Genomic DNA, 23,833 nt, shown 5'->3' with positions numbered 1-23,833 from the left:
AAGAGGGCTGTTTTTTGTAGCTTTTCTTCTTATAGTACTAACTGCCGTTCAAATAATGCTAGCTTGGCTTTCTCTATGAAAACAGACATCGAACAAATGCTCGAACTAATGGATTCTACGTTTCAAGACTTGGAGAGTTCAATGCCAAGCGCGCCTCAGTTTGTTCAGCTTTCATTTGGTTTTGCCTATAGGTACAAAGATAAAGATATATACCAAGCCATAATTCAAAAACTCGCTCGAGTGCAAAGTCTGGTAAGGGCTGCTCTCTTATTATTAAATCATGGTTTTGTTCAAGAGCAAGCAGCACTTCAGCGCGCAATTGATGAAACTAATGAAGACATTGATTTCCTAGTATACGCGGTGACAAATGACTCTATTACAGAGCTTCATGAGCGCTTCCTAGATGCGTTCTGGGAAGAAGAGATTGATGAGTCAGGGACCATGATGGGATCTAGACAAAAACGACCAATGATTCCAAGAAAAAAGATTCAAGCTTATCTAGCAAGAATTGATGGAGATACTACCCATCAAGAGGCAGTAAGAACCTTAAGCAAGGCATATTCAGGGTACGTGCATGGCGCTTCTCCTCACATCATGGATATGTATGGAGGCAATCCACCCCATTTTCATACAAGTGGAATGTTAGGCACTCCAATGATGGAAGCACATGCTGATGATCTCTGGAATTATGTGTATAGAGGTTTTATTAGCCACATAATTGTCTGCAAGGCATTTGGGAAAAAAGCTCATGTAGATATACTTAATGAACACTTATATCGGTTTGAACAAAATGCTGGTATGCGTGATTAAATATTGACTTTAAAACTTCTCGAAGCACAAGTGAATGTTCATTGTTGAACAACCGATTCTGGCCGATCAAAGACGTTCAGAATGCTAGAGCGATAGCCTCAATCCAGTGGTACCCAGATTTGTCCGGACTGGGCAGATAAACTGATCACCCTGTCTTGCGGAGGAGTTCGGGATAACTGAAAACAAGAACTGCGCCGGTGACAGCAGCCAGAACAACGGCCAGCCAGATCACCTTCTTTGTGGGTGAGGCTTTTTTGAACGATTCATAGGCAACGGCCAGGCCTGTAAGGCCGAGGATAATGAAAACTGCCGTAATAAAATAATCAGCCAACTGCATATGTCCTCCAGCACCCCTGCCCGGTCAACGTTATCACCTGAGCTCCATGCGCACATCCAGTTTATCGCGCAGGGCATCACCGAGAAGATTCACCGCCATTACCAGTGCAAAGAGCACAAGGCCCGGCCAGATCACCAACCCGGGGGATACCAGCATCAGGCTTGTGCCCTCTCGGATCATGGTGCCGAGCGAGGCATCGGGCGGCTGCACGCCGACCCCGAGGAACGAAAGCCCAGCCTCGCCGATAATCACGGCAGCCAGGCCGAAACTCGCCTCAACCAGAAGCGGAGCCGCAATATTCGGCAGCAGGTGCCGAATGGCGATGTAAACGACCCCGCTGCCGTTGGCGATGGCTGCCTCGACAAACGGAACGGATTTAAAAGAGAGCACCTGCGCGCGTGCGAGGCGGGCAAAACCGACCCACCCGACCACCACCAGCGCCATGACCAGGTTATCAATACCGGGGCCGAGCATCGCAGCCAGTGCAATGGCCAGCAGGATGCCGGGAAAGGAGAGCACGATATCGGCAACGCGCATCAGCACGGCATCAACCCAGCCACCCATCCAGCCAGCAACCATCCCGACCGAGACTCCGACCAGCCCGCCAAACAGCACCACCAGCACCCCCACCATCAGCGAGAGCTGCAGCCCCTCCGACAATCGCGCCAACACATCGCGCCCGAGCGCATCGGTGCCGAGCAGGTGAGGGCCACTCATACCGTTCAATACCGCATCAAGATCGACAGCATGGCCATCCAGCCCGGTTACCAAAGCCGCAAGCAGAACCAGCAGCGGAAAAGCGAGGCATATCCCCGCCAGCCTCACTGCAGCGTTATCCATGACGCTGCCTCGGATCGAGCCAGAGGCCGAGCAGGTCGGCCAGCAGGTTGGCCAGCACATAGAAGGCGGCAATCATCAGCACACACCCCTGCACCAGCGGATAATCGCGGCGCTGGATCGCCTCGATGGTCAAGAGCCCCAGCCCGGGCCAGTCGAACACGGTTTCGGTAATCACTGCGCCGCCCAGAACCGCTCCCAGCTGCAGGGCAAACATGGTGATTACCGGAATGGCGGCAAGACGCGCTGCATGCGTCCACCAGATCTTCTGCTCGGAAACGCCGAAGGCGCGAGCCGTGCGCGTGGCATCCATGCTCATCGCCTCAAGCCATGAGGAGCGGGCCATGCGCGACAACACGGCAGCCAGTGCCGTGCCGAGGGTAATGGCAGGCAACACGATTGAACCGGGCTGATCCATGCCGGAGACCGGCAGCCAGCCGAGAAACACCGCGAAGAAGAGCATCAGCATCGGGCCGAGCCAGAAGTTGGGGATCGACACGCCGAGCAGCGAAAACCCCATCGCCGCCACATCCTCTTTTTTGCCGGCATGGCGTGCCGCCCAGTAACCGAGCGGCAGTGCCAGCATCACGGCAAGCAGAAGGCTGACGCCTGCAAGCTGGGCGGTGGCCGGAAGCCGTTCGATGATCAACGCCAGTACGGGTCGCTGATCGACCAGCGACATGCCCCAGTCGCCCGAGGCAAGGCCTGAAAGGTATCCGCCATATTGCACGAGAATCGGCTGATCCAGCCCCAGAGCCTGCCTGAGTGCCTCACGGTCGGCGGCCATGGCGGATTCACCCAGCAGTGCATCAACCGGATCGCCCGGCACCAGATGCAGCAGGAAAAAGACAAGCGTGGCCACGCCGATAAGCGTGGGGATGGCCTGCAGCAGGCGGGTAACCATAATCTGTCCGAACATACGGCCAGCCTACCCCGGATTTATGGCGTGGCCAGCCTCTGAGGCATGCGATCTGGCCTTGCCTTCGCCCGTCTCAAAAGACAGCCTGCAGCCTATGCAGACACAGCACTTTGACAGCGATGAAATTGCCAAGTTCGAGGCGATGGCCGAGGAGTGGTGGGATCCCGCCGGCAAGTTCAAGCCGCTGCACAAAATCAATCCGCTCAGGCTCGATTACATTGACCGCGAGGTAAAACTCGCCGGCAAAACGGTACTCGATGTCGGCTGTGGCGGTGGCCTTCTGGCTGAAGGGATGGCGTCACGCGGCGCCAGTGTAACCGGCATCGACCGCTCCCCAAAAGGGTTGGGTGTAGCGCGCCTGCACAGCGAGAAATCCGGCGTCCCGGTGCAGTACGAAGAGTGCGATGCTGAAACCTGGGCTGAGAGCCATGCCGGATTTTACGATGCGGTCACCTGCCTCGAGGTGCTGGAGCATGTGCCGGATGTGCCGCGCACAGTGGCAGCCTGTGCCGCCATGATCAAACCGGGGGGGCACTTCTTCTTTGCAACACTGAACCGCAACCCTGTCTCCTACATCAAGGCGATCCTCGGGGCTGAATACATTCTCGGCTGGTTGCCGAAAGGTACCCACGAATATGCCAAGTTCATCAAACCTTCCGAGATGAATGTTGCACTGCGCAGTGCAGACCTTGAGATCAGGGACCTGAAGGGGATGAGCTACGCCATGCTCTCCGACCACTTCTCTCTTTCGGACGACCTCTCGGTCAACTACCTCGGCTTCGCCGTCAAGCCGGCCTGACCTCGCAGGCATCACTGCCCCGCCATCGCACCGTTGACTACAGAGTGGACGGGTAGAAATAGTCGGATAGCCTGCCTGCCCATGCTGCCCAACCGCCTGATATGTATTGTTGCCGCCCTGTTGCTGCTGTTGCCTGCCGGCAGGCTGCTGGCTGCACCTGTCGATATCAGCGCCGATGAGATATCCCGGACAGCCGATGGCGTCATTATTGCCAAGGGCAATGTGATCATCAAAAGGGATAACGAAACACTTCAGGCCGATGAGGTGTTCTACCGTACTGACCAGCGTATTCTCGAGGCCCGCGGCCATGTCGTGATCGAATCGCCACAGGCTACGATCCAGGCTGAGGATGCCGTGCTTCAGACCGGCAGCAAGACAGGCAACCTCACCAGGGCGACCATCATACTGCCGGGAGGTGAGCGGCTGGTTGCTGAACGTGTCAGACGAATTGATGACCAGCGTTTTGAGGCCGAAGAGCTGACCTACTCATCCTGTCCGATCGATCAGGAGTCATGGCGAATTGCCGCTGAGAGGGCGCTGCTGGATCAGGAAGATGGCAGCCTTACCACCCACAATGGCAGCTTCCAGATATGGGAGGTTCCGGTATTCTATACGCCGTGGTGGCAGCAGCCGCTGCGCCGCAAGTCCGGGCTGCTGATGCCGCATATCGCCTCTGGCAAACGTCGCGGTACCGAGGTGGCTGTTCCTCTCTACCTGGCCACTGATCCCAGCTGGGACATGACCTTGAAACCGCACTGGATGAGTGCACGCGGGGTCATGGGTGACGTCGAGTGGAGGCATATTTCCGGGCTCGGCCATGAACAGCTGCACGGTTCATTCATCAACGACAGCGAAGTGAACAAGGATCGTTACCACTACAATGGCGAGATTCACTGGAACCTGCCTGCAGGCTTCGCTTTTGATGCGGATGGCAACTATGTCAGCGACCGCGATTACCTGGCCGACTATGCTACCGGGGAAAACATCTCTGCCCGTTATCTGACCAGTCATGCCACGCTTGCACAGGGGTTTGGCGACAACGACTTTTCCGGCAACTGGCTACTGCAAACACGATACCAGCAGGATCTGCTGCTAGCCAACAACGGCTCCACACTGCAGATCCTTCCCAGGGCTGAGAGTCGCATGCAGTGGGAGCTGAATCCGAATCTGCAGCTCCACTTCGACCAGCAGACCACCCGCTTCGATCGCAAGAGCGGCGTTGACGGCTGGCGCCTTGATCTGCATCCCTACATCGAGCTGCCCTGGCAACTTGCAGGTGGAGGCGTCTCTGCCAACCTTCAGCTGGGCAGCCATCATACCCGTTACTGGCTACAGCAGACCAATGTACCTAACCGGCTGCCTACCCGCTCGACAGCAGAAGCCAGCCTTGAGCTGCGCAGCGATTTCGAGCGCATCAGCGACAGCCAGACATGGCGCCACACAATCTCGCCAATTATCCGATATGATTATATTGACGCTCCGGATCAGACTACACTGCCCAACTTCGATTCGGGCTTCGGCAGGCTGAGCTGGAATACACTGCTCTCCGGCAACCGCTTTGTAGGCTATGATCGTATCGAGCGCAGCAACCGAATCAGCATGGTTGTGGAGAGCAGGCTACAGCATAAAAATGATATCGGAAAAAGTGCCCTCAATTTGCTGACCATGCGTGGCGGGGTGGCATATGACCTGCAGCGAACAAGTGTTGATCCCGCCCTGCAGGCATCGGCAACGCGGCCATTCTCCAACCTGCTGGCTGGTTTCGATCTGAACCCGCTTGAGGGATTCCATGTTTCCGCCAATGGTCAGTATAACCCTGCTGATCGCTACTGGGCGACCGGCTCTGCTTCGGCCGGCTATCACTCATCCAGAGATGACTACGTGAATATCGCATACCGTTATACCGACGCCAGATATGCCAGAAGAAATCAGCTGATTACTGCCTCCGGCAACCTCAGTATCAGCAATCGATGGCATGTCGGAGGCAGCTGGCAATACGACACGCTTTTAAAGCTATCCCAACAGGCTTCTCTCGAACTAAAATACCGCCATCCCTGCTGGCTCCTGGGCGTAGAGGGCTTCCGCACCAACCGCCGCACCGGCACAACCAATACGGCCAACTTCGGCTTCCGTATCTTGCTTGAATTTAAAGGACTCGGTAGCGTCGGTTCGTGACGGTTTTACTTTTCTCTCCCTGCTGGGTGTAAAGCTTTATCAACTCATTTACCGGACAGTTCGGCCCTGTTTTCCGCTGGTTAGAGCCGATTTCAGAACTCTGTGGAGGTTCCATGCGTTTCACCCTTTTGCTGACAGCGATGCTGATGACATTTTCGGCTGCCAAGGCGGAAACCTTTGATGCAATTGCTGCGCTGATCAATAACGAAGCCATCTCCTGCTATCAGATTGAGTCCGAAGCCGACAATATGCTCAGACAGATGAAGGCCAATGGTGTTGACCAGCAGATGCCCCGGTCTGAAATCTTCAAGCGCATTCTCGATAACAAAATCACCAAGGCCCTCCAGCTGCAGGAGGCCGCCAGGCTTGAGCTTTCAGTTGGCAGCGATGAAGTTGCCCAGGCAGTACAAAACGTCGAACAGGCCAACAATCTGGCCCCCGGCCAGCTTAAGGAGGCCCTGGCACTGCAGGGGGTCGATTTTGAAACTTATCAAGAGGAACTTCGGGATCAGATACTGACCGGCAAACTGATCAATATTGCTGTGCGCAGCAATGTCAGCATCAGTGAAGAGGCATTGAAAGAGTATCACCGCAAATATTTTGCCAAGCCCGTGCCACGCCGGGAGGTGCAGGTGGCCCAGATTTTCCTGCCACTGCCAAGTGAACCCACACCCGCTGAGCTTGCCGAAGTTCGAAACAGGGCCATAGAAATTCATGCACAACTCTCTGCCGGAAAACCTTTCGGGAAGATTGCCGCTCTCTTCTCGGCATCCCAGGAGGCTGGTCAGGACGGCATCATGGGCTGGTTTATGGAGAGTGGAATTGCGCAGCGCTTTTCTCCTGTTCTTGAGCTTCCAGTCGGCGCCATTACACAACCGATCAGATCCCCTTCCGGTTTTCATATTCTCAAGGCGGTTCAGGAGCGCTGGAAAGAGCCGGCCATTTCCGGTGAGAGCTATGATGAGGTACATGCCAGGCACATTCTTCTGCAGATCCCCTCATTCAGTGACGATAAAACCCGCGCAAAAATATTCGATCGCGCCGAGAGAATTGCTTCCGACATGAAAAATGCCTCAGATGAGGAGTTTGCAGAAAGGGCGAAGGAGATTTCTCAGGGCCCCAGCTCCGGCAAAGGTGGCGACCTTGGCTGGTTCCGGCGCGGCATGATGGTTCCCGAGTTTGAAACTGCCGCTTTCGCACTTGAAGCAGGGGGCACCAGCGGTGTCGTAGAGTCAAGTTTCGGCCTGCACATTATCCGCACCGTTGCCAAAAGGCATGTGGATCCGCACTCGCTCGAAGCGCACCGCGACAATATCACCGAGATCTTGACCAATGTTGAGATGCAGGAACGCCTGCCGCGCTGGATTGCGAGCCTGAAATCAAAGGCCACCATCGAAATCAGGGAATGTACTGATACGCAATAATATTGTGCAACATTTCACTCCAATAGGAGTGAGGCGATCCACAGCCAATCAATTGGTTCCTGTACAGGCTACGCTCAAGCCCTGGACCAGAATAAGTATTAAATTTCGCCTGAGCGTCAAAACTGCCACTGTCAGGCAATAAACAGCAAGGAGTCAGGCCGGAGAAATGCCGATAAAACCGTATCTTATCACTGTCGGAGAACCGGCAGGCATCGGGCCGGACTGCATTATCCGCGCCTTCTCAACAAAACCTGAAACATTCCGGGACTGTCTCATTGCAGCCCCTAAACGATGGCTTGAAGAGCGGGCATCATTGCTCAACGTTTCTCTGGTGATCAGGGAGTTTGCAAGCCTGGATGATGCCTGCAGAGCCGAGCGGGAAGGTGACGTCCTGCACTGCTGGAATCCGCTCGGGGATATTCCTGATGGTCCGGTCACTGCCGGCACTCCAGCGGCTGCAACCGCCGGAGCGGTTATTCACTGCATCGAATCAGCCACCCTTGCCTGCCTGCAATCAGAGGCTTCCGCACTTGTTACCGGACCTATTGAAAAAGCGATTTTAAAATCGGAAGGGTTTCAGTTCCCCGGCCACACCGAGTTCTTGGCCCACCTCTCAAGGAGCGACAGTTCCTGCGACAGGCCTGCGGTTGATTTTGTGATGATGCTTGCATCGGATCAATTGCGAGTCGCACTGCTGACAACCCATATGGCGCTCAGCGATGTGCCACGAGCACTATCTACAGAGGCAACGCTTGACTGCATTCGTATCGTTCACAGGGATCTGCAGCAGCGATTCGCAATTCCGGAGCCAAGGCTGGGGCTTTGCGGACTGAATCCGCATGCCGGTGAACAGGGACACTTCGGCCGTGAGGAGATTGAGATTCTCGCCCCTGCAGCGGCTCAGGCGGCTGCTGAAGGGATCAATCTATCCGGGCCACTACCTGCCGACACCCTCTTCTCTGCCGGCAACCGGAAACATTTCGATGCCATTATCTGCTGTTATCATGATCAGGCACTGATCCCGATCAAGGCACTATGCTTTGGTGATTCAGTCAATGTCACACTTGGCCTGCCGTTCATCCGTACCAGTGTTGATCACGGCACTGCACTTGACCTGGTCGGCAGCGAGAACGTATCTTCATCCAGCCTGCTCGCGGCAATGAGTATGGCCAGACGGATGGCAGGCAACATATAACCACAAGGAGGTGGAGATGCAGATCAGTGAACTCACCGGCCAGCTGCTGCTCGCCACCCCCTCGCTGCAGGACCCCAACTTTGCCGATTCCGTCGTACTGATCTGCCATCATGACAGTGAAGGCTGCATGGGACTGATCATCAACCGGCCACAGAAAATTTCCATATATGATGTACTGGAAGATCTCGACATCGAGCGGCATGAAACCCACGATGAGCGCCAGAACAGCGGTATGCCGCATGTATTTGAGGGCGGTCCGGTCGATGCGTTCAGGGGTTTCGTGCTGCATGATAGCTGGCACATCTACGATTCCACCATGCAGATATCAGAGGATCTGCACCTGACCTCATCCCGTGACGTGCTGGAAGAACTTGCTCGGGGAGAAGGTCCTGAACACTACCTGCTTATCCTTGGCTACGCCGGCTGGGGGGCAGGACAGCTTGAACAGGAGCTCTCCAACAACGACTGGCTGATTGCGCCAGCCACCCATCACATTGTATTTCAGGAGCCACCGGAACAGCGCTGGGCCTTCGGCGCCCGCTGCATGGGAATTAATCGCAGCCAGCTTTCAGACCAGGTCGGCCACGCCTAAGGACTATTGTCGTTTCTGGAGGTGCTAAATCAGCAGACCAACTCTCTGATCGCCTCAGTTAAGGACTCGCCCACGCCCAGCATCATCTCCTCATCGGCAGCCTCAACCATAATTCGCAGCTTAGGCTCAGTACCAGACATGCGCACATTGATACGCCCATCGCCATCCAGTTTTGCTTCGGCTTCACGAACGAGGCTCTGCACCCGCTCATCCGCCATCACATCCTTGCGCTCCGGCATAACGATATTCCATAGCTTTTGCGGGAAAAGCGCCATGTCGGAAGCGAGTTCCGACAGCGGCTTCTGCTGCTCGGCCATGGCGGTCAGAAGCTGCAGCGCCGTCATCAGCCCATCACCGGTAGTATTGTGGTCAAGCAGAATCATGTGCCCAGACTGCTCCCCGCCGATATTACACCCCTTGTCGCGCATCATCTCCAGTACATAGCGGTCACCGACAGCAGCCCGGAACATCTTCAGCCCCATACCGGCAAGATAGCGTTCAAGCCCCATGTTGCTCATCAGCGTAGTCACCACCGCCCCACCACTGAGCTGCCCGTGATTGTTGGCATGCTCAGCCAGAATGGCAATGACCCGGTCACCATCAACGATCTGACCCCGGCCGTCACAGGCAATCAGGCGATCTGCGTCGCCATCCAGCGCCAGCCCGATATCAGCCCCGGACTCAATGACACGGTGCACCATATGTTCCGGATAGGTCGAGCCGCACTCACGATTAATATTGTACCCATCAGGCCTGGCATGCATGGGAATCACATCGCACCCCATCTCTTCGAGAATACGCGGCCCAACGTCGTATGCTGCACCATTGGCACAATCCACCACCACCTTCAGCCCATCCAGACGCAACCCCTTGGGCAGCGAGGCCTTGAGAAACTCGATATAGCGACCGCGCGCATCGTCAATGCGGCTCGCCTTGCCGACCTCAAGCGCAGGTGGCAGTGGAGGCAGTGCATCCAGACACGCCTCGATCTCCAGCTCAACATCATCGGGCAACTTGAAGCCGTCAGCGGCAAAAAATTTAATGCCGTTGTCACCGGCCGGATTATGCGATGCCGAAAGCATCACGCCTGCATCTGCCCTGAGACTGCGGGTAAGATAGGCAACCGCAGGCGTTGGTACAGGTCCGACCAGCAATACATTCATGCCCTGAGCAGTAAGTCCCGCACAGAGTGCTGATTCAATCATGTAGCCGGAAAGACGCGTATCCTTGCCAATCAGAATATGAGGTTTATGACCGAGGTGACGCGTCAGCACATGACCGGCTGCGCGTCCAAGTGCAAGGGCAAACTCGGCTGTCATAGGCGACTGATTTACAGTACCCCGTACTCCGTCTGTTCCAAAGTGCCGCCTCATTTCATCTCTCCTGTAATGCTCTTGGGGATTTCGGGAGCAGCCTTCTGCAGCAGCTCCCCCTTCACCTTGATCTCAATTTTGCTGTCGACAAGCCGAATCGCCTTTCCGGAGGGACTCTCTACACCCGTCTTCACGTTAAACAGCCCGTTCTTCAGTTCTAACCTGATCGGTGTGGTCTCAACCTTGGTCAGGCTCTCCAGCCAAACCTCCGGTCCCGCCAACTCAACCTCAAGAGGTTCAATAGAGACAAAGCGAACCTGCCACCCTTCCGGCAATTCAAAGTGAGCATGCAACGGTATCGAGCGGGTCGTAATCCTATCCACCTGCAACTCAACACGATCAGGCTGGGCCTTCTCGATGCGCAATCCGGCCGGCACCGAGACCTCTTTCAGCTGCAGCGACCTCGCCACCACACCCGGAGTTGTGATATCCGAAGCATCCAGCGGAATTGTCAGCGCCTGCTGGCGAACATCCTTCAACCGGCTCTGCAGCCCCTTCACGGTCACACGCACATGATCCGGCAGATCATTCACAATCATCATATCCGCAGGCAGCCCCTCTACCTGAAGGGGAACCTCCAGACTCACAGAGCCTTCACCCTGCCCATGTACCTGCAACCAGAGCGCAATCGCGATAACAATCGCCCACAGATGGAGCTTGTAGCTACGCAGAAAACCGAAGAGACCGTCCATCAGAAATTGCCTGCCGGACCTTTGGCCGGTTTTGCAGATGATACCGCGAGCTGCCCCAGAGCTTCGCGAAGCTCCATGCTTGTCATGGGCGCACCCATCTGCCCCCCTTCAACCAGGTGCACCTCTCCTCTCTCTTCGGACACCACGACAATCAATGCATCGGTCTCTTCAGAAAGCCCGACTGCAGCCCTGTGACGGGTGCCAAAGTCGCCGGGGACAGCATTGGCCTGAGCAAGAGGAAGCAGCACACGAGCGGCAACAATGCGGCCACCGTTACCATCCCTGCGCATAATGACCGCCCCATCATGCATCGGGGCATCAGGACAGAAGAGTGCCTGAATGATGTCCGGCCTGAGCGGCGCATCCATCTCCACGCCCGACTCAAACAGGTGGCGCAACCCTGTCTCCCGTTCAATCACGATCAATCCTCCCCAGCCGCGATGAACCAGCGAAAATGCAGATTCCACCAGCGAATCAATCGATTCATCCGTTGCAGAACCCGTAAATGAGAGAGGGTTTGCCGCCACGCGCATCAGGGCACGACGTATCTCCTGCTGGAAGAGAACCACAAGAATCACCATAAAAGCGGAGAAAAAGTGGCCGAACATCCATTCGACCGTAAACAGCCCGAAAGTGCGGGCCAGCTGGTAGGTGACAACCACAACCGCAACACCGATCAGCATCTGAACGGCGCGCGTGCCTCGAATCAGGCTCAGAAAGAAATAGACAACGATGGCAACCACTGAAATATCCAGCACATCTACGAGTCCGAATTGCCAGTTAGCCATAAGTTCGATTACCCGTCACTCCCATCATACCCACAATAGTTGCACCGACACGACTTACAAGCAATCACCTTGCAGAGAGTGCTGATGCGACCCGAATTGCCCTGGACTGCAGCGCAACGTCATGTACTCGCAGTATATCAGCGCCCAGCGAGATACCAATAGCACCTGCAACCGCCGTCTCAATTTCCCGGTCCTCGACAGGAGCCCCCGTCAGCTGACCGATAAAGGATTTGCGCGACAGGCCAAGCAGCAGTGGCACACCAAAACGCTGTTTAAAGAGACCTGTCGCCCTGATCAGGGCAAGGTTATCTTCAAGTCGCTTGCCGAAACCGATACCGGGATCAATCAAAATTGATGATTGCCTGATGCCGGCTCGCAGGCAGGCATTCATCCGCTGCTCAAGATAATCGCAAACCTCATCCACGACAGCGCCATATTCAGGCTTATGTTGCATCGTTGAAGGCATGCCCTGCATATGCATCAGACAGACATCGACACCAGTATCCGCGACTACACCAAGACTTTCAGGGTCATGGGTCAATGCTGAGACATCATTGACCAGCGTTGCGCCGGCATCAACTGCCTGCCGCATCACCTCCGCTTTCATGCTATCCACGGAAACCTTGTATCCTGCTGCCACAAGCCCGTGAATCACGGGAATCACGCGCTTTAGCTCCTCATCAACCGAAATGGGTTCTGATCCCGGCCTGGTTGATTCACCGCCGACATCGATGATGGCCGCTCCGGAGCCGTGCATGGCCAATCCATGTGCCACAGCCCTGTCGACATCGATATAACTGCCGCCGTCCGAAAACGAATCGGGGGTGCAATTAAGCACCCCCATTATCCACGCATCACCATTGGCCGGACGATGCCAGCGCGACTTCATCAGCTCGCCTGTCCCGCCTCGCCATCGGACGGCTTGTTCTCTTTACCGGATTCACCGATATCCACCTTGGCAGTCGGCTCTTCCGGCGGCGTTTTGCCCTTGCCTGCCGGCTTCTCCGAACCGCTCACCAGAACAGGCTCCTTGCCCTCCATCACACGGTCGATATCAGTGGTATCCAGTGTCTCATACTTGATCAGCGCCTTGGCCAGAAGATGCAGCTGATCCATGTGATCCTCCAGAATCTTCTTGGCACGATCATAATTTTCCTCGATCAGCTGGCGCACGACGATATCGATCTTGCGCGCCGTCTCTTCCGAGATATTGGTCTGACGGGTGATTTCACGACCAAGGAACGGCTCATGCTCACGCTCTCCGTAAACCATCGGCCCCATCTCATCGGACATGCCCCACTGGGTCACCATATTACGGGCCAGCTGCGTTGCACGCTCGAAATCGTTGGATGCGCCGGTGGTCATCTGCCCAAGCACCAGCTCTTCGCCAAGGCGACCGCCCATCATGATGGAGATCTGATCACGCAGGTACTCCTTGTCGTGATTAAAGCGATCCTCTTCCGGCATCTGCATGGTAATGCCGAGTGCCTGACCACGCGGAATAATGCTCACCTTGTGTACCGGATCGGCATTCTTCAGGTACTTGGCGACCAGCGTATGGCCCGCCTCATGGTAGGCTGTAGTCTCTTTCTGATCATCGGAGATCAGCATAGAGCGGCGCTCGGTACCCATCATCACCTTGTCTTTGGCTGTTTCGAAATCGGCACGGGTCACCTTGTCTCGATCATAACGGGCAGCATTGAGTGCCGCCTCATTGACCAGGTTGGCCAGGTCAGCTCCCGAGAAGCCAGGCGTTCCACGTGCCAGCTCCTTGGTATCCACATCGGATGCCAATGGCACCTTGCGCATATGCACCTTGAGAATCTGATCGCGGCCGAGCAGATCCGGACGCGGCACCACAACCTGACGGTCAAAACGGCCAGGGCGTAGCAGCGCCGGATCCAGAACATCAGGGCGGTTGGTGGCGGCCACCAGGATAACCCCTTCATTAGACTCGAAACCATCCATCTCAACCAGCATCTGGTTCAGTGTCTGCTCACGCTCGTCATTGCCGCCGCCGATGCCGGCTCCGCGATGGCGACCCATGGCATCGATCTCATCCACAAAGATGATGCAGGGCGCATGCTTCTTCGCCTGCTCGAACATATCACGTACACGGGATGCGCCGACACCGACAAACATCTCCACGAAGTCGGAACCGGAGATCGAGAAAAAGGGCACTTCCGCTTCACCTGCAATGGCTCGCGCCAGCAGTGTCTTGCCGGTGCCAGGAGGGCCTACCAGAAGCATGCCTTTGGGAATCTTGCCGCCCAGGCGGGTGAACTTCGAGGGATCACGCAGGAACTCGATTACCTCGGTCACCTCCTGCTTTGCCTCATCACAACCTGCGACATCTTCAAAAGTGACGCGCGCAGTGTGCTCGTTGAGCAGCTTGGCCTTGCTCTTACCGAAGCCCATCGCTCCGCCTTTGCCACCGCCCTGCATCTGGCGCATGAAGAATACCCAGACAGCAATCAGCAGAAGCATAGGGAACCAAGAGATCAGCACCGACAGAATGAATGGCACCTCATCCTTCTCTTTTACATTTACAACGACATGCTGATCAATCAGGCGCTGGGAAAGCGAGGCATCATTGGCAGGAATGTTAACGTCATAGTTTTTTATTTCGCCAGAGGTGTCGCGGTACTGGCCGATCACCTGGTTTTCCTTGATTGTTGCCGACTCCACCATGCCGCCATCCACCTTCTCAATAAAGGTGGAGTAGGCCATCTTGTCTGCCCGCGACATAGGTGCCGAGAACATATTAAACAGGCTCATCATCGTGACACCGATTACCAGCCACAGTATTAGATTCTTACTCATTCAACCTATCCTTTTTATCCCTGATTCGGGATAATCTTCAAAAGATTTCATGCAAGCGTCGCCACCCTGCATGAAAAGAAGATTAAAAATTAGCATTTCATAATATATGTGGGGTTATTGCCATCGGGATTCAACCCCCTAATGACAACTCCCTCAAAACATTGAGGTCGCATCACCTCAAGTTGCCGGCACAAACTGACGTTGCCGGCAGCAGATGCAACCCCCCCTGCCTTCGTTGCAGCCTGCAACCGGAGAGATCGAGCCCTCCGCGCCCGTCGCGCAACGTCCACTGCTCCACCATGACAATGTGCCTGCGCCCGGGCGTGACACCCTCACCAAGCAGTGACGACATCATTCGCTGCAGCACTCTGGCACGAACCGCCGGCAGGCAGTCGCTCCACTGCCGCCATGGCAGAATAACCTCTCTACCTCTTCTAACGTCCATGCCGGAGCTGCCACCATTCAGCACTGCGTCGGCACCCTTATCAAGCTGTATGGCCAGCCTTTCCGCCTGCCGCTGCCAGCGCATAAACAGCTGATCCGGCTTAATGCCGCTCTCCGCGATCTGAGGGAACAGCCGCTGCCGGATACGATTCCTCCAGATTGACAGGTCTTCGTTGCTTGGATCCTCAAACCACTCCACGCCCGCCTCTCTTAAAACAGTGCGCAACTCGATACCCGGAACATGCAGCAGAGGCCTTACAACTCTCAGTCCGTAATAGTTCCGCTCCCGCCGCATGCCGCGACAGCCACCCGCCCCCGCCCCCTGCAACAGGCGCATACAGACCGTTTCTGCCTGATCATCAAGCTGATGCGCAAGACAGAGTGTCGAGATGCCGAGCTCCCTGCTCCATGAGAGGAAACGGTCAAATCTGCCACGTCGGGCCACTGCCTCGCGGTTCGATTCATCAGCGGCATCCAGGCGGGAACTATAAAACGCAATACCCCAGCTGTTTGCTCTCTCTGCAAGCATTTCACACTCCTGCCGGGAAGATTCCCGCCAGCCGTGATCCACATGCCAGGCAGAAACGGCATGCCCGGCCTCTTTCAGAGCCAGCAGCAACGCTGTCGAGTCGGCCCCTCCTGACCAGCCGACTGCAATCTCATGCGGCAGTTCCGGAACCGCCGCATGATTTAGCCAACCGGCAAAGCGGGCAGCGCTCCCGAACTTCACCTTCACCAGCTCTTCAGGCCAAGCGCGACGATATTTTGCGCGGCATCAGAATATTCATCGAGAAGCTCGTATACCTCGACATCGACGCCGGCAAGATTCGGCTTACCGACCTTCACCAGCAACCAGGGGCATTTGCCTTCTTCGCCATGACGGCGAATAACAACCATTTCAAGCCCTGCCGGAGGAAGCCGGTAGTCGTCAAGCACGCCTCTGACCTGCATGACGGAACGGCGATATTCATGGATATGCGCACTTCCAGCCAGCATTTTCGTCAACTCTTTGAGTGCAGATGCGGTAAGTGCAATACCTGCATTATGGATAACCTGTACCGCCTCGTCGCTGCTGATATAAAACTTCTCAACGTTAACGCTACCAAGCGATTTTTTACCCATCTCCCTGACGCCCGCATTGATCATTCGTGCTATACCTGTATCACGGGAAATGCCGGCATCCACCTGCGACACCGCCAGAGAAAAGGCGATGCGATGCTCGCCCATCTTAGCATGCTGACGCTCACCGAATATCCACTCGCCGGTCAAATCCATGCACATTGACACTGGAGGAATGTTCAACACCTCAGCCTTGCCATCCTGCTGTCCGGTCACCTCCAGATAGAGCTGCCGAAAACGCTCTCGCAGGAAGAGTGCCGCCTCGGTGAGTTCGACTACTGAACCGCGCAGCATGCACCCCGAACCGGAGCATGCATCGAGAAAAAGGTTCCCCCTGGATTCCACGGCCTCGAAAATTGCCGGCAGAAAACGGTCACTTAGAAACTGTGCGGCATCGGAAACGCTCAGCGTATAGATATGAGCCAGATAATCTGACCACTCCACCCGCATGCAGCCATGGTGCAGCGCCATGGACTTGCCGCTGTGCAGCATCTTGCCGGCATCGGACTGCACCAGAACCAGTTCGCCGTCCAGCCAGGCCTGCTCAAGGCGCTTTTCACTTTCGGAATCGCGACCACCGCGCAAGCCACCCTGGCCACGCAGCTCACTGATGCCGACAAGCCCGGTTTGCAGTCGGCCTGAGGTACCCATTTCACTTTTGCGATCGAGCCAGCAGCATTCAGCTTCACGGCGGGCAATCTCAACCCGAACATCCTCATCAAATACCCTGAAAGCAACCAGTGTGATTTTATCCTGCAGCCACGGCTCTCCCGCAGCTTTTGCACTCCTTCCCCCCTGCATCTGTGCTTGCAGCCAAACGGCTATAGCCTCATCACTATTGGCATGCAGGTTTTCCATCGCCATTGAGTCCAGCCTTACCTGCCCGGCCAGAAGCTGATCCAGCCGCTTGGCATCCAGCACCCAGCGCATCCAGCCCCCATATCCGGTCTTCAAGGCCAGCTTCCAGAGCGACAGCCTTGCCCAGCTACGGCGCAACAGATGCGCCCCCATCCTGTCCTTGGCCAGCAGGGCAAGCATCCCCCCCTCATTGCTGTTCCCCACTTTGCCGATCAGATAACGCATCTGCGGGACGATCTCGGGCTCAAGGCCATAGGCGCGAATAATTCGGCTATCGTCCGCCAGCAGTGTTGAATCAGGCTGATGATGCATAAACACCATCGGAGTCACCGGCAGCACCATTGCCTCACAATTGGGAATACGGGCAATCTCTACGACACCCTCAAGGTAGCGCTTGAGAAACCCCTGCAATGCCCAGTTGTAGAGGCCACCAACGACACAAAGCATGACATGATTGACGGTTGCACTCTCCTCGCCGGAGAGCTTGGCAATAGCCGTTCTGATCAGCCTGAGCAGCAGTACATTGACAGCAGGCACCCATGGCGCCGAATCAGCCTGATCCTGCTTCCACCCCTGTTCCCACAACACCTCACAAATATTAAGCAGCGCTGCTGCCCCCTGCGATTCGGCACACCAGTGGTGCAGCATATCGCGCGAAAGGTGCGGATTCTGTTTGCGCAGGTAGCTCACCATGGCCCGCACCCGATCGTTCATCTGCGGCAATGTATGTGCGGAGACCTTTTCACCCTTAACCATGTAACGGATGGCATAATCCTGCAGCCTGCGCAGGGACACCGTTAACGCCTTATCGACATCTGCCTGAACAGCAAACGGAATATATTCGCCGCCCTTAGAAGTGGTGAACCGGATCGGCAGCCTGCGCACCTCTACAGTGCACAGGTTTCTCGGTTGCTCCTGTCGGTTCAGAACGGGGCGGTACCAACTCCAGCGGGAGTCAAAATAGTCGGGAGAAATCATATGGTTGGCAGTTTCACTTGATCTTCATGGTTAATCAAGGGTTTGCATTTGGCGGCAGGAAAATCCAGGGATGGACTTTTCCGGCAACCTGTTAGCATCGCCCCCATGTGGAGAAGCAATCATCTGTCCAGACGAATGGCAGTACTTTTATTTCTGATATTGGCAGCGCCATTTTCGGCTGCGGCTACCACAATTGCGGTCACCCTTCCGCCTCTGGCCGGCATCGTGAAAATGCTGGACGCAACGGTAGAGGTAACATGCCTGCTGCCTGCTGCTGCAGATCCGCACCACTTTCAGCTGCAACCGCGCAAGATCGAGCTGTTACAGCAGGCCGATCTGCTTGTACGCGCCTCATATGACGATGGCGGCTGGCCGCTACCACCCCTGCACAACAACACGCTCGATCTCTGGCCTGCTCGCGACCACGGCTGGCTTTCGCCTGCCGCTGTCCGGGAAGCTCTGCCCCATCTCGCCAAAGCGCTGATCGCGCTGAATCCGACCAACAGCAGATCCATCGAGGGCCGCCTTGCGGCAGCCATCCGCGCAACAGAGACACTGGAACAGGCATGGCGAAAAGCGCTGGCACCCCTGCACAACTCCGGCGTAGTCATGCAACATCCGGCGTGGAAGCGACTGATGGATGAGCTCAATGTGCCTGTACTGGCGGTACTGGAGAGCGGCCATCACGGTCATGAACACGGCCCGCATGCGCTCGATGAAGCGCTGCAGACACTGGCCGACCACCCCGATGCGCTGCTGCTTCAGGATGCAGCCCATATCAATCGCGCCCTGGATTGGCTTGCTGCAAAATCCGGCAACAACACCCGCATGGCGACCCTGAACGCACTGGGTGACTGCGGCTCATCATGGGATCAGTTCATGGAAGCAAACCTGAACAGCCTTAACGGTGCACTGCAACCATGACTGCTGTACTGCGCCTCACCAATATCCGTTTCGGCCCCGTCAGCAAACCGTTTCTGGAGAACATCAACCTGACGCTCGAAGCTGGCCACTTCCTGGGTATTGTCGGCCCCAACGGTGCGGGAAAAAGCACCCTGATCAACCTTGTTGCCGGCCTGATTCAGGCCGATGAAGGCGAGGTAGAGCTGCTGGACGAGCGCCTGAACCGATCAAACCGACGCCGCCTTCTGCAGCAGGTTGGGTTCCTGCATCAGCTACATGACCACCAGCCGCGACTTCCCATGCGCGTTCGTGATGTTGTTGCCATGGGGCTGCCCGGGTATGCCAAACCGTGGCAGGGAGGCATCTCAGCCTCTGCCATCAGCGAGGCGCTCTCTCTGGTCGACATGGAGCAGCTGTCCGGCTCCGATTTTCGCCAGCTGTCCGGTGGCCAGCGCCAGCGCGTGCGCCTCGCCCGCGCCCTGGTTCGCAAGCCGAAACTCCTTCTGCTCGATGAGCCATCAGCAGCGCTGGATACCGTGCGACAGGAGAAACTGTTCCAGTTGCTACGTAAGCTATGTGATGACACCGGCATGAGCACGATCATGGTAGAACATGATATCGCAGCAATCAGCAGCCATGTCGATTCGGTCGCCTGCCTGAACAGGCAGATCCATCACCATGCCATGCACGGGGAAAATATCCCTGAGAGCGTCTGGCGCGACATGTATGGGGATCATATCCAGATCGTCGCCCACGATGCCTCATGCATCGGCTGTGCCCCCGGACATCATCATGATTGAAACATTCAGCGACTTCCTCGCCAGCCCGGTCATGCGCGAAAGCCTGCTCCCGGCACTGCTGATCGCGATCGTCACCGCATCGATGTCGGTGATGGTGATGGCGCACCGCCTCTCGTTCCTGACAGTCGGGATTTCACACGCCTCACTGGCCGGCCTTGGCATTGCGGTTACGCTATCACTGCCACTTCTGCCGACAGCCACCGCCTTTGCCGTGCTCGTCGCATTGCTGCTGGCACTGATGCCTCAGCGCAAAGGAATCTCTGAAGATGCCGGTACAGGAATCCTTTTCGCAGGCTCCATGGCGCTCGGCATCGTGCTGATCTCTACCGCCACACAAAGCCGCATTGACCTCTTCGGCCTGCTATTCGGCAATATCCTGACCATTTCGGAGGCTGATCGCCTCTGGCTCTATTTCCTGAGCGGACTGATTCTTGCCGTGCTTATTCTGGCCGCCCGCGCCTGGTGGAGTATTGCATTCGATGCGGTTACAGCCGAGGCCTCAGGCCTTCCGGTTTCAGGGCTGCGCCTGCTGCTCTACGGCCTCGTTGGCCTCACTGTTATCCTCTGCGTTAAGCTTGCGGGCATTGTATTAACGGCGGGCCTGCTGGTGCTGCCTGCAGCCTGTGCATGGCTGTGGGGACACTCTCTTGCCAGCCTCTGGGTATTGTCACTCTCTTTTTCAGTGACCGGGACACTGCTCGGCCTGATATGGTCCTATGCATACGAATGGCCTTCCGGCGCATCGGTTGTGCTGGCACTATGCGGCTTCTTTGTAATCAGCTGGGCCATCAAAGAGGGATTGAACAAGGCAGAACGGAGCGGGAGAAGTCATGGGTGAAAACAGACGCGATCAGGGAGTAAGGGCAGGCATTATTGTCCGCATGCTCGCCAGTGGTTACGACCTTACGATCCTCTTTGGCGTCACCATGCTGCTGGTCGGCATACCGATCACCGTCAGTGTCGAACTGTTCGGATTGACCCCTCCGAAATGGCTACAGGGACTGCTCTTTCTGAGCGTCACCTACGCCTACTTTGTCGGCTTCTGGGTCAAGGGCGGGGCAACTACTGGCATGCGCCCGTGGAAGCTTAGGCTTGCCATGCTGGAGAGCGGCGATCCGCTCAGCTGGTTTACCGCATCGGTTCGTTTCGCGGGATTGATCATCACCTGGCTCGCGCTGGCCATGACCCTCTGGTACATCGCCACCAAGGATACCGGTCACTTCCTCTTCTTCCTCGCCGCCTCCATTCCGGCCATGAGCCTGCTGGTGATGACGCTGGGCAGAGACCATCTCGCCCTGCATGACCTGCTCTCCGGCAGCGGCGTCTACAGGCTTAAGCTGAAATAATCCTCAGTTGCGGAAGATGCAGCCACCCTGCTGCTAAACAGCGATCTCCAGCGCGACAGTCACCATATCGCCAGCCCCGATGTTTTCTCGTCTGCGCACCTCCGCCTTCACCGGCAGCACATAGGCACCCAGCTTCGAGTCGGGAAACAGTGAGGTGTTCCAGGTTGTGTCGCCGATCGTGGCTGTCACACGAAGCGAGCCCCAGGCACTTCGCTTGTCACGACTGAAGAAGCGGATTTCGTCCGACTCGGCCTTCGGCAGTGTCAGAAAATGCCAGGCCGCCTTGCCCTGATAGAGCCACAACGCTGCCGTGATCCGGTAATGCAAACGATCCATGACTTACCCCTTGTCCACGATGCAAGCATAGTGGCGGGAACGGAGATAGAAAACGGTTCGACAGAAACCAGAACGCCCGGGGCAATGCCTCCGGGCGTTCTGCTGATCCATTCAACCGATACTGATCAAAAGAGCCAGGGAGCCTCAGCTTTACGTCTGGCCTCATAGCTGCGGATATCGTCCGCATTCGTGAGCGTCAGTCCGATATCATCCAATCCGTTGAGGAGGCAGTGCTTGCGGAAGGCATCAACCTCAAAGCTAAAACTCTCCCCGGATGGGGTGGTTACCGTCTGCGCCTGCAAATCGATAGTCAGGGCATACCCTTCTGAGCCATAGGTCTCTTTGAACAGCTGGTCGACGATCGCATCACTCAACACAATCGGCAGGATGCCGTTCTTGAAGCAGTTGTTGTAGAAGATATCGGCAAAGCTTGGAGCGATCACACAGGTGAACCCGTAATCGAGGATCGCCCACGGCGCATGTTCGCGTGATGAGCCGCAACCGAAATTCTCACGCGCCAACAGCACCTGCGCCCCCTGATAGCGTGGCTGGTTGAGCACGAAACCGGCACGCTTGGGGCGATGGGTGCAATCCATCTCCGGTTCGCCACGATCCTCATAACGCCACTCGTCAAACAGAAACGGGCCGTATCCTGTACGTTTGATGCTCTTCAGAAACTGCTTGGGAATAATCGCGTCGGTATCGACATTGGCCCGATCCATCGGCGCCACCAGTCCGTTCAGTGTAGTAAATGCCTGCATGGTGATCTCCTTTTATGACCAGTCGCGAATATCGACGAAGTGGCCGGCAATACCTGCCGCTGCCGCCATGGCCGGGCTGACCAGATGGGTTCGTCCGCCCATGCCCTGACGCCCTTCAAAGTTGCGGTTGGAGGTGGAGGCGCAACGCTCTTCCGGCTCCAGACGGTCGGCGTTCATCGCCAGACACATTGAACATCCGGGCTCGCGCCATTCGAACCCTGCCTCGCGGAAGATCGCATCCAGCCCCTCAGCCTCAGCCTGCTGTTTCACCAGCCCGGAGCCCGGAACGGCCAGCGCCAGCTTTACATTAGCCGCCACCTTCCTGCCCTTCACGACAGCAGCCGCAGCGCGGAAATCTTCAATACGACCGTTGGTGCAGGAACCGATAAACACCTTGTCGATGGTTATCTCTTCGATCGGGGTGCCGGCAGTAAGACCCATGTATTCAAGCGCCCTGGTCCAGCCCGCTTTCTGCACCTCATCTCTTGCATCATCCGGGTACGGGATACTTCCAGTAACCGGCAGCACCATTTCAGGGCTGGTACCCCAGCTTACCTGCGGCGCTATGTCGGAGGCTGAAAACGCCAGCTCAGCTTCAAAATCGGCATCATCATCAGAGTAGAGTTCGCGCCACATCGCCTCGGCCCTGACCCACTCATCTCCCTTTGGCGCGTAAGGGCGCCCCTTCACATAATCGATCGTGGTATCATCCACAGCCACCATGCCGCAGCGTGCACCCGCCTCAATCGCCATGTTGCAGAGGCTCATGCGCCCCTCCATGGAGAGAGAACGGATAGCCGGGCCTGCAAACTCCAGCGCATAACCTGTTCCGCCTGCAGTGCCGATCTGTTCAATGATATAGAGCGCTATATCCTTGCCTGTAATGCCGGCGTGCAGATCACCCTCGACATTGATGCGCATCACCTTCGGCTTCTTCTGGATCAGACACTGGGTGGCCAGCACATGCTCCACCTCAGATGTGCCGATGCCCATCGCAATGGAGCCGAAAGCGCCGTGCGTGGAGGTATGCGAATCACCACAAACCACAGTCATGCCTGGCAGGATCAACCCCTGCTCGGGACCCATCACATGCACAACACCCTGACGAATATCGTTCATACCGAACTCTGTGATGCCGAACTCTTCACAGTTGGCATCCAGCGCCTCCACCTGAGCACGCGAAACAGCATCTTCAATACCGTTGCTGCGGTCTGTGGTCGGCACATTGTGATCAGGGGTCGCCACGGAAGCACTCACCTTCCAGGGCTTGCGCCCGGCAATGCGCAGGCCCTCAAATGCCTGCGGGCTGGTCACTTCATGCACCAGGTGGCGGTCGATGTAGAGCAGTGTGGAGCCGTCATCATTCTGCTTCACCACATGCTGCTGCCAAACTTTGTCGAATAAGGTCTGTGCCATTTCATACTCCTCGATCAGGTGGCGCATTGTAGCGACAGCAACAGATAAAAACCATGCGGCGACAAGCAGGCGCGGCAACAGCCTTTTTCTTTTTTCTCCCCGCAGGTA

General features: G+C 56.3%; 23 protein-coding genes. 10 read left to right on the top strand and 13 right to left on the bottom strand.

Annotated features, from left to right (window positions below):
• Positions 1-75: 75 nt before the first annotated feature.
• The gene (locus tag Ga0123462_RS01435) at positions 76-810 is read left to right on the top strand and encodes a hypothetical protein (RefSeq protein ID WP_198507355.1); all 735 of its coding nucleotides are present in this window, start codon (positions 76-78) and stop codon (positions 808-810) included.
• Between the two features lie 145 nt (positions 811-955).
• Here the strand turns inward: Ga0123462_RS01435 and Ga0123462_RS01430 are convergent, their stop codons facing one another.
• From Ga0123462_RS01430 to Ga0123462_RS01420, 3 genes are read right to left on the bottom strand one after another with little or no spacing between them, the layout of a single operon-like run.
• Complete coding sequence (locus Ga0123462_RS01430) at positions 956-1,147, bottom strand: hypothetical protein (protein ID WP_100264666.1); 192 nt, start codon at positions 1,145-1,147, stop codon at positions 956-958.
• Positions 1,148-1,180: 33 nt separating this feature from the next.
• Positions 1,181-1,987: an ABC transporter permease gene (locus Ga0123462_RS01425; RefSeq protein WP_100264665.1), complete on the bottom strand. Its 807-nt coding sequence runs from the start codon at positions 1,985-1,987 to the stop codon at positions 1,181-1,183.
• Positions 1,980-2,903: an ABC transporter permease gene (locus Ga0123462_RS01420; protein WP_100264664.1), complete on the bottom strand. Its 924-nt coding sequence runs from the start codon at positions 2,901-2,903 to the stop codon at positions 1,980-1,982. The genes Ga0123462_RS01425 and Ga0123462_RS01420 overlap by 8 nt, the downstream gene beginning before the upstream one ends.
• Before the next feature lie 94 nt (positions 2,904-2,997).
• Here Ga0123462_RS01420 and ubiG point away from each other — a divergent pair, with 94 nt between their 5' ends.
• The 5 genes from ubiG to Ga0123462_RS01395 all read left to right on the top strand — a co-directional run bounded on the left by ubiG (position 2,998) and on the right by Ga0123462_RS01395 (position 9,088).
• Entirely contained in the window at positions 2,998-3,702 is a 705-nt protein-coding gene (ubiG, locus tag Ga0123462_RS01415) for a bifunctional 2-polyprenyl-6-hydroxyphenol methylase/3-demethylubiquinol 3-O-methyltransferase UbiG (RefSeq protein ID WP_100266422.1), read from the top strand.
• An 81-nt stretch (positions 3,703-3,783) separates the two neighbouring features.
• On the top strand, positions 3,784-5,877 hold the full coding sequence (locus Ga0123462_RS01410; RefSeq protein WP_100264663.1) for an LPS-assembly protein LptD: 2,094 nt from the start codon (positions 3,784-3,786) through the stop codon (positions 5,875-5,877).
• 113 nt (positions 5,878-5,990) lie between these two features.
• Positions 5,991-7,301, top strand: a complete 1,311-nt coding sequence (locus Ga0123462_RS01405; RefSeq protein ID WP_100264662.1) for a peptidylprolyl isomerase — start codon at positions 5,991-5,993, stop codon at positions 7,299-7,301.
• A 166-nt stretch (positions 7,302-7,467) separates the two neighbouring features.
• Positions 7,468-8,496 (top strand): 4-hydroxythreonine-4-phosphate dehydrogenase PdxA, encoded by a 1,029-nt coding sequence (pdxA, locus tag Ga0123462_RS01400; protein WP_232726492.1) that lies wholly within the window; start codon positions 7,468-7,470, stop codon positions 8,494-8,496.
• 16 nt (positions 8,497-8,512) lie between these two features.
• Positions 8,513-9,088, top strand: coding sequence for a YqgE/AlgH family protein (locus Ga0123462_RS01395; protein WP_100264661.1), 576 nt, complete (start codon positions 8,513-8,515; stop codon positions 9,086-9,088).
• 29 nt (positions 9,089-9,117) lie between these two features.
• On the opposite strand, the gene glmM is transcribed toward Ga0123462_RS01395, so the two are convergent.
• From glmM to Ga0123462_RS01360, 7 genes are all read right to left on the bottom strand, one after another.
• A complete protein-coding gene (gene glmM, locus Ga0123462_RS01390; protein WP_100264660.1) occupies positions 9,118-10,461 on the bottom strand; it encodes a phosphoglucosamine mutase in 1,344 nt (447 codons plus the stop codon).
• A complete protein-coding gene (locus Ga0123462_RS01385; RefSeq protein ID WP_100264659.1) occupies positions 10,458-11,153 on the bottom strand; it encodes a CdaR family protein in 696 nt (231 codons plus the stop codon). Before Ga0123462_RS01385 ends, glmM begins: the two co-directional genes overlap by 4 nt.
• Positions 11,153-11,941 (bottom strand): diadenylate cyclase, encoded by a 789-nt coding sequence (locus Ga0123462_RS01380; protein WP_100264658.1) that lies wholly within the window; start codon positions 11,939-11,941, stop codon positions 11,153-11,155. The genes Ga0123462_RS01385 and Ga0123462_RS01380 overlap by 1 nt, the downstream gene beginning before the upstream one ends.
• Positions 11,942-12,005: 64 nt before the next feature.
• Positions 12,006-12,830 (bottom strand): dihydropteroate synthase, encoded by an 825-nt coding sequence (folP, locus tag Ga0123462_RS01375; protein WP_100264657.1) that lies wholly within the window; start codon positions 12,828-12,830, stop codon positions 12,006-12,008.
• Complete coding sequence (ftsH, locus tag Ga0123462_RS01370; RefSeq protein WP_100264656.1) at positions 12,830-14,764, bottom strand: ATP-dependent zinc metalloprotease FtsH; 1,935 nt, start codon at positions 14,762-14,764, stop codon at positions 12,830-12,832. Before ftsH ends, folP begins: the two co-directional genes overlap by 1 nt.
• 172 nt (positions 14,765-14,936) lie before the next feature.
• On the bottom strand, positions 14,937-15,938 hold the full coding sequence (gene tilS / locus Ga0123462_RS01365) for a tRNA lysidine(34) synthetase TilS (protein ID WP_232726491.1): 1,002 nt from the start codon (positions 15,936-15,938) through the stop codon (positions 14,937-14,939).
• Between the two features lie 2 nt (positions 15,939-15,940).
• Positions 15,941-18,163 (bottom strand): hypothetical protein, encoded by a 2,223-nt coding sequence (locus Ga0123462_RS01360; RefSeq protein ID WP_100264655.1) that lies wholly within the window; start codon positions 18,161-18,163, stop codon positions 15,941-15,943.
• Between the two features lie 105 nt (positions 18,164-18,268).
• On the opposite strand from Ga0123462_RS01360, the gene Ga0123462_RS01355 reads away from it, so the two are divergent.
• The 4 genes from Ga0123462_RS01355 to Ga0123462_RS01340 are packed head-to-tail and all read left to right on the top strand — an operon-like array spanning position 18,269 to position 21,212.
• Positions 18,269-19,087, top strand: a complete 819-nt coding sequence (locus Ga0123462_RS01355; RefSeq protein WP_100264654.1) for a metal ABC transporter substrate-binding protein — start codon at positions 18,269-18,271, stop codon at positions 19,085-19,087.
• The gene (locus Ga0123462_RS01350) at positions 19,084-19,866 is read left to right on the top strand and encodes a metal ABC transporter ATP-binding protein (protein ID WP_100264653.1); all 783 of its coding nucleotides are present in this window, start codon (positions 19,084-19,086) and stop codon (positions 19,864-19,866) included. Before Ga0123462_RS01355 ends, Ga0123462_RS01350 begins: the two co-directional genes overlap by 4 nt.
• Positions 19,859-20,704, top strand: a complete 846-nt coding sequence (locus Ga0123462_RS01345) for a metal ABC transporter permease (protein ID WP_100264652.1) — start codon at positions 19,859-19,861, stop codon at positions 20,702-20,704. Before Ga0123462_RS01350 ends, Ga0123462_RS01345 begins: the two co-directional genes overlap by 8 nt.
• Positions 20,697-21,212 (top strand): RDD family protein, encoded by a 516-nt coding sequence (locus Ga0123462_RS01340; protein ID WP_100264651.1) that lies wholly within the window; start codon positions 20,697-20,699, stop codon positions 21,210-21,212. Before Ga0123462_RS01345 ends, Ga0123462_RS01340 begins: the two co-directional genes overlap by 8 nt.
• Positions 21,213-21,245: 33 nt before the next feature.
• Here Ga0123462_RS01340 and Ga0123462_RS01335 read toward each other — a convergent pair whose 3' ends face one another.
• From Ga0123462_RS01335 to leuC, 3 genes are all read right to left on the bottom strand, one after another.
• Entirely contained in the window at positions 21,246-21,548 is a 303-nt protein-coding gene (locus tag Ga0123462_RS01335; protein ID WP_100264650.1) for a DUF1905 domain-containing protein, read from the bottom strand.
• 125 nt (positions 21,549-21,673) lie between these two features.
• Positions 21,674-22,309, bottom strand: coding sequence for a 3-isopropylmalate dehydratase small subunit (gene leuD, locus Ga0123462_RS01330; protein WP_100264649.1), 636 nt, complete (start codon positions 22,307-22,309; stop codon positions 21,674-21,676).
• A gap of 12 nt (positions 22,310-22,321) precedes the next feature.
• On the bottom strand, positions 22,322-23,725 hold the full coding sequence (gene leuC / locus Ga0123462_RS01325) for a 3-isopropylmalate dehydratase large subunit (RefSeq protein ID WP_100266419.1): 1,404 nt from the start codon (positions 23,723-23,725) through the stop codon (positions 22,322-22,324).
• Positions 23,726-23,833: the final 108 nt, after the last annotated feature.

The sequence above is a fragment of the Mariprofundus ferrinatatus genome, assembly GCF_002795825.1.
In the GTDB taxonomy this organism is placed as follows: domain Bacteria; phylum Pseudomonadota; class Zetaproteobacteria; order Mariprofundales; family Mariprofundaceae; genus Mariprofundus; species Mariprofundus ferrinatatus.
This window is presented reverse-complemented; position numbering and strand designations above follow the sequence as displayed.

Coding starts and splice junctions, on each gene's coding strand:
- Ga0123462_RS01435 (WP_198507355.1), top strand. CDS start 76: ATGAAAACAGACATCGAACAAATGCTCGAACTAATGGATTCTACGTTT.
- Ga0123462_RS01430 (WP_100264666.1), bottom strand. CDS start 1,147: ATGCAGTTGGCTGATTATTTTATTACGGCAGTTTTCATTATCCTCGGC.
- Ga0123462_RS01425 (WP_100264665.1), bottom strand. CDS start 1,987: ATGGATAACGCTGCAGTGAGGCTGGCGGGGATATGCCTCGCTTTTCCG.
- Ga0123462_RS01420 (WP_100264664.1), bottom strand. CDS start 2,903: ATGTTCGGACAGATTATGGTTACCCGCCTGCTGCAGGCCATCCCCACG.
- ubiG (WP_100266422.1), top strand. CDS start 2,998: ATGCAGACACAGCACTTTGACAGCGATGAAATTGCCAAGTTCGAGGCG.
- Ga0123462_RS01410 (WP_100264663.1), top strand. CDS start 3,784: ATGCTGCCCAACCGCCTGATATGTATTGTTGCCGCCCTGTTGCTGCTG.
- Ga0123462_RS01405 (WP_100264662.1), top strand. CDS start 5,991: ATGCGTTTCACCCTTTTGCTGACAGCGATGCTGATGACATTTTCGGCT.
- pdxA (WP_232726492.1), top strand. CDS start 7,468: ATGCCGATAAAACCGTATCTTATCACTGTCGGAGAACCGGCAGGCATC.
- Ga0123462_RS01395 (WP_100264661.1), top strand. CDS start 8,513: ATGCAGATCAGTGAACTCACCGGCCAGCTGCTGCTCGCCACCCCCTCG.
- glmM (WP_100264660.1), bottom strand. CDS start 10,461: ATGAGGCGGCACTTTGGAACAGACGGAGTACGGGGTACTGTAAATCAG.
- Ga0123462_RS01385 (WP_100264659.1), bottom strand. CDS start 11,153: ATGGACGGTCTCTTCGGTTTTCTGCGTAGCTACAAGCTCCATCTGTGG.
- Ga0123462_RS01380 (WP_100264658.1), bottom strand. CDS start 11,941: ATGGCTAACTGGCAATTCGGACTCGTAGATGTGCTGGATATTTCAGTG.
- folP (WP_100264657.1), bottom strand. CDS start 12,830: ATGAAGTCGCGCTGGCATCGTCCGGCCAATGGTGATGCGTGGATAATG.
- ftsH (WP_100264656.1), bottom strand. CDS start 14,764: ATGAGTAAGAATCTAATACTGTGGCTGGTAATCGGTGTCACGATGATG.
- Ga0123462_RS01360 (WP_100264655.1), bottom strand. CDS start 18,163: ATGATTTCTCCCGACTATTTTGACTCCCGCTGGAGTTGGTACCGCCCC.
- Ga0123462_RS01355 (WP_100264654.1), top strand. CDS start 18,269: ATGTGGAGAAGCAATCATCTGTCCAGACGAATGGCAGTACTTTTATTT.
- Ga0123462_RS01350 (WP_100264653.1), top strand. CDS start 19,084: ATGACTGCTGTACTGCGCCTCACCAATATCCGTTTCGGCCCCGTCAGC.
- Ga0123462_RS01345 (WP_100264652.1), top strand. CDS start 19,859: ATGATTGAAACATTCAGCGACTTCCTCGCCAGCCCGGTCATGCGCGAA.
- Ga0123462_RS01340 (WP_100264651.1), top strand. CDS start 20,697: ATGGGTGAAAACAGACGCGATCAGGGAGTAAGGGCAGGCATTATTGTC.
- Ga0123462_RS01335 (WP_100264650.1), bottom strand. CDS start 21,548: ATGGATCGTTTGCATTACCGGATCACGGCAGCGTTGTGGCTCTATCAG.
- leuD (WP_100264649.1), bottom strand. CDS start 22,309: ATGCAGGCATTTACTACACTGAACGGACTGGTGGCGCCGATGGATCGG.
- leuC (WP_100266419.1), bottom strand. CDS start 23,725: ATGGCACAGACCTTATTCGACAAAGTTTGGCAGCAGCATGTGGTGAAG.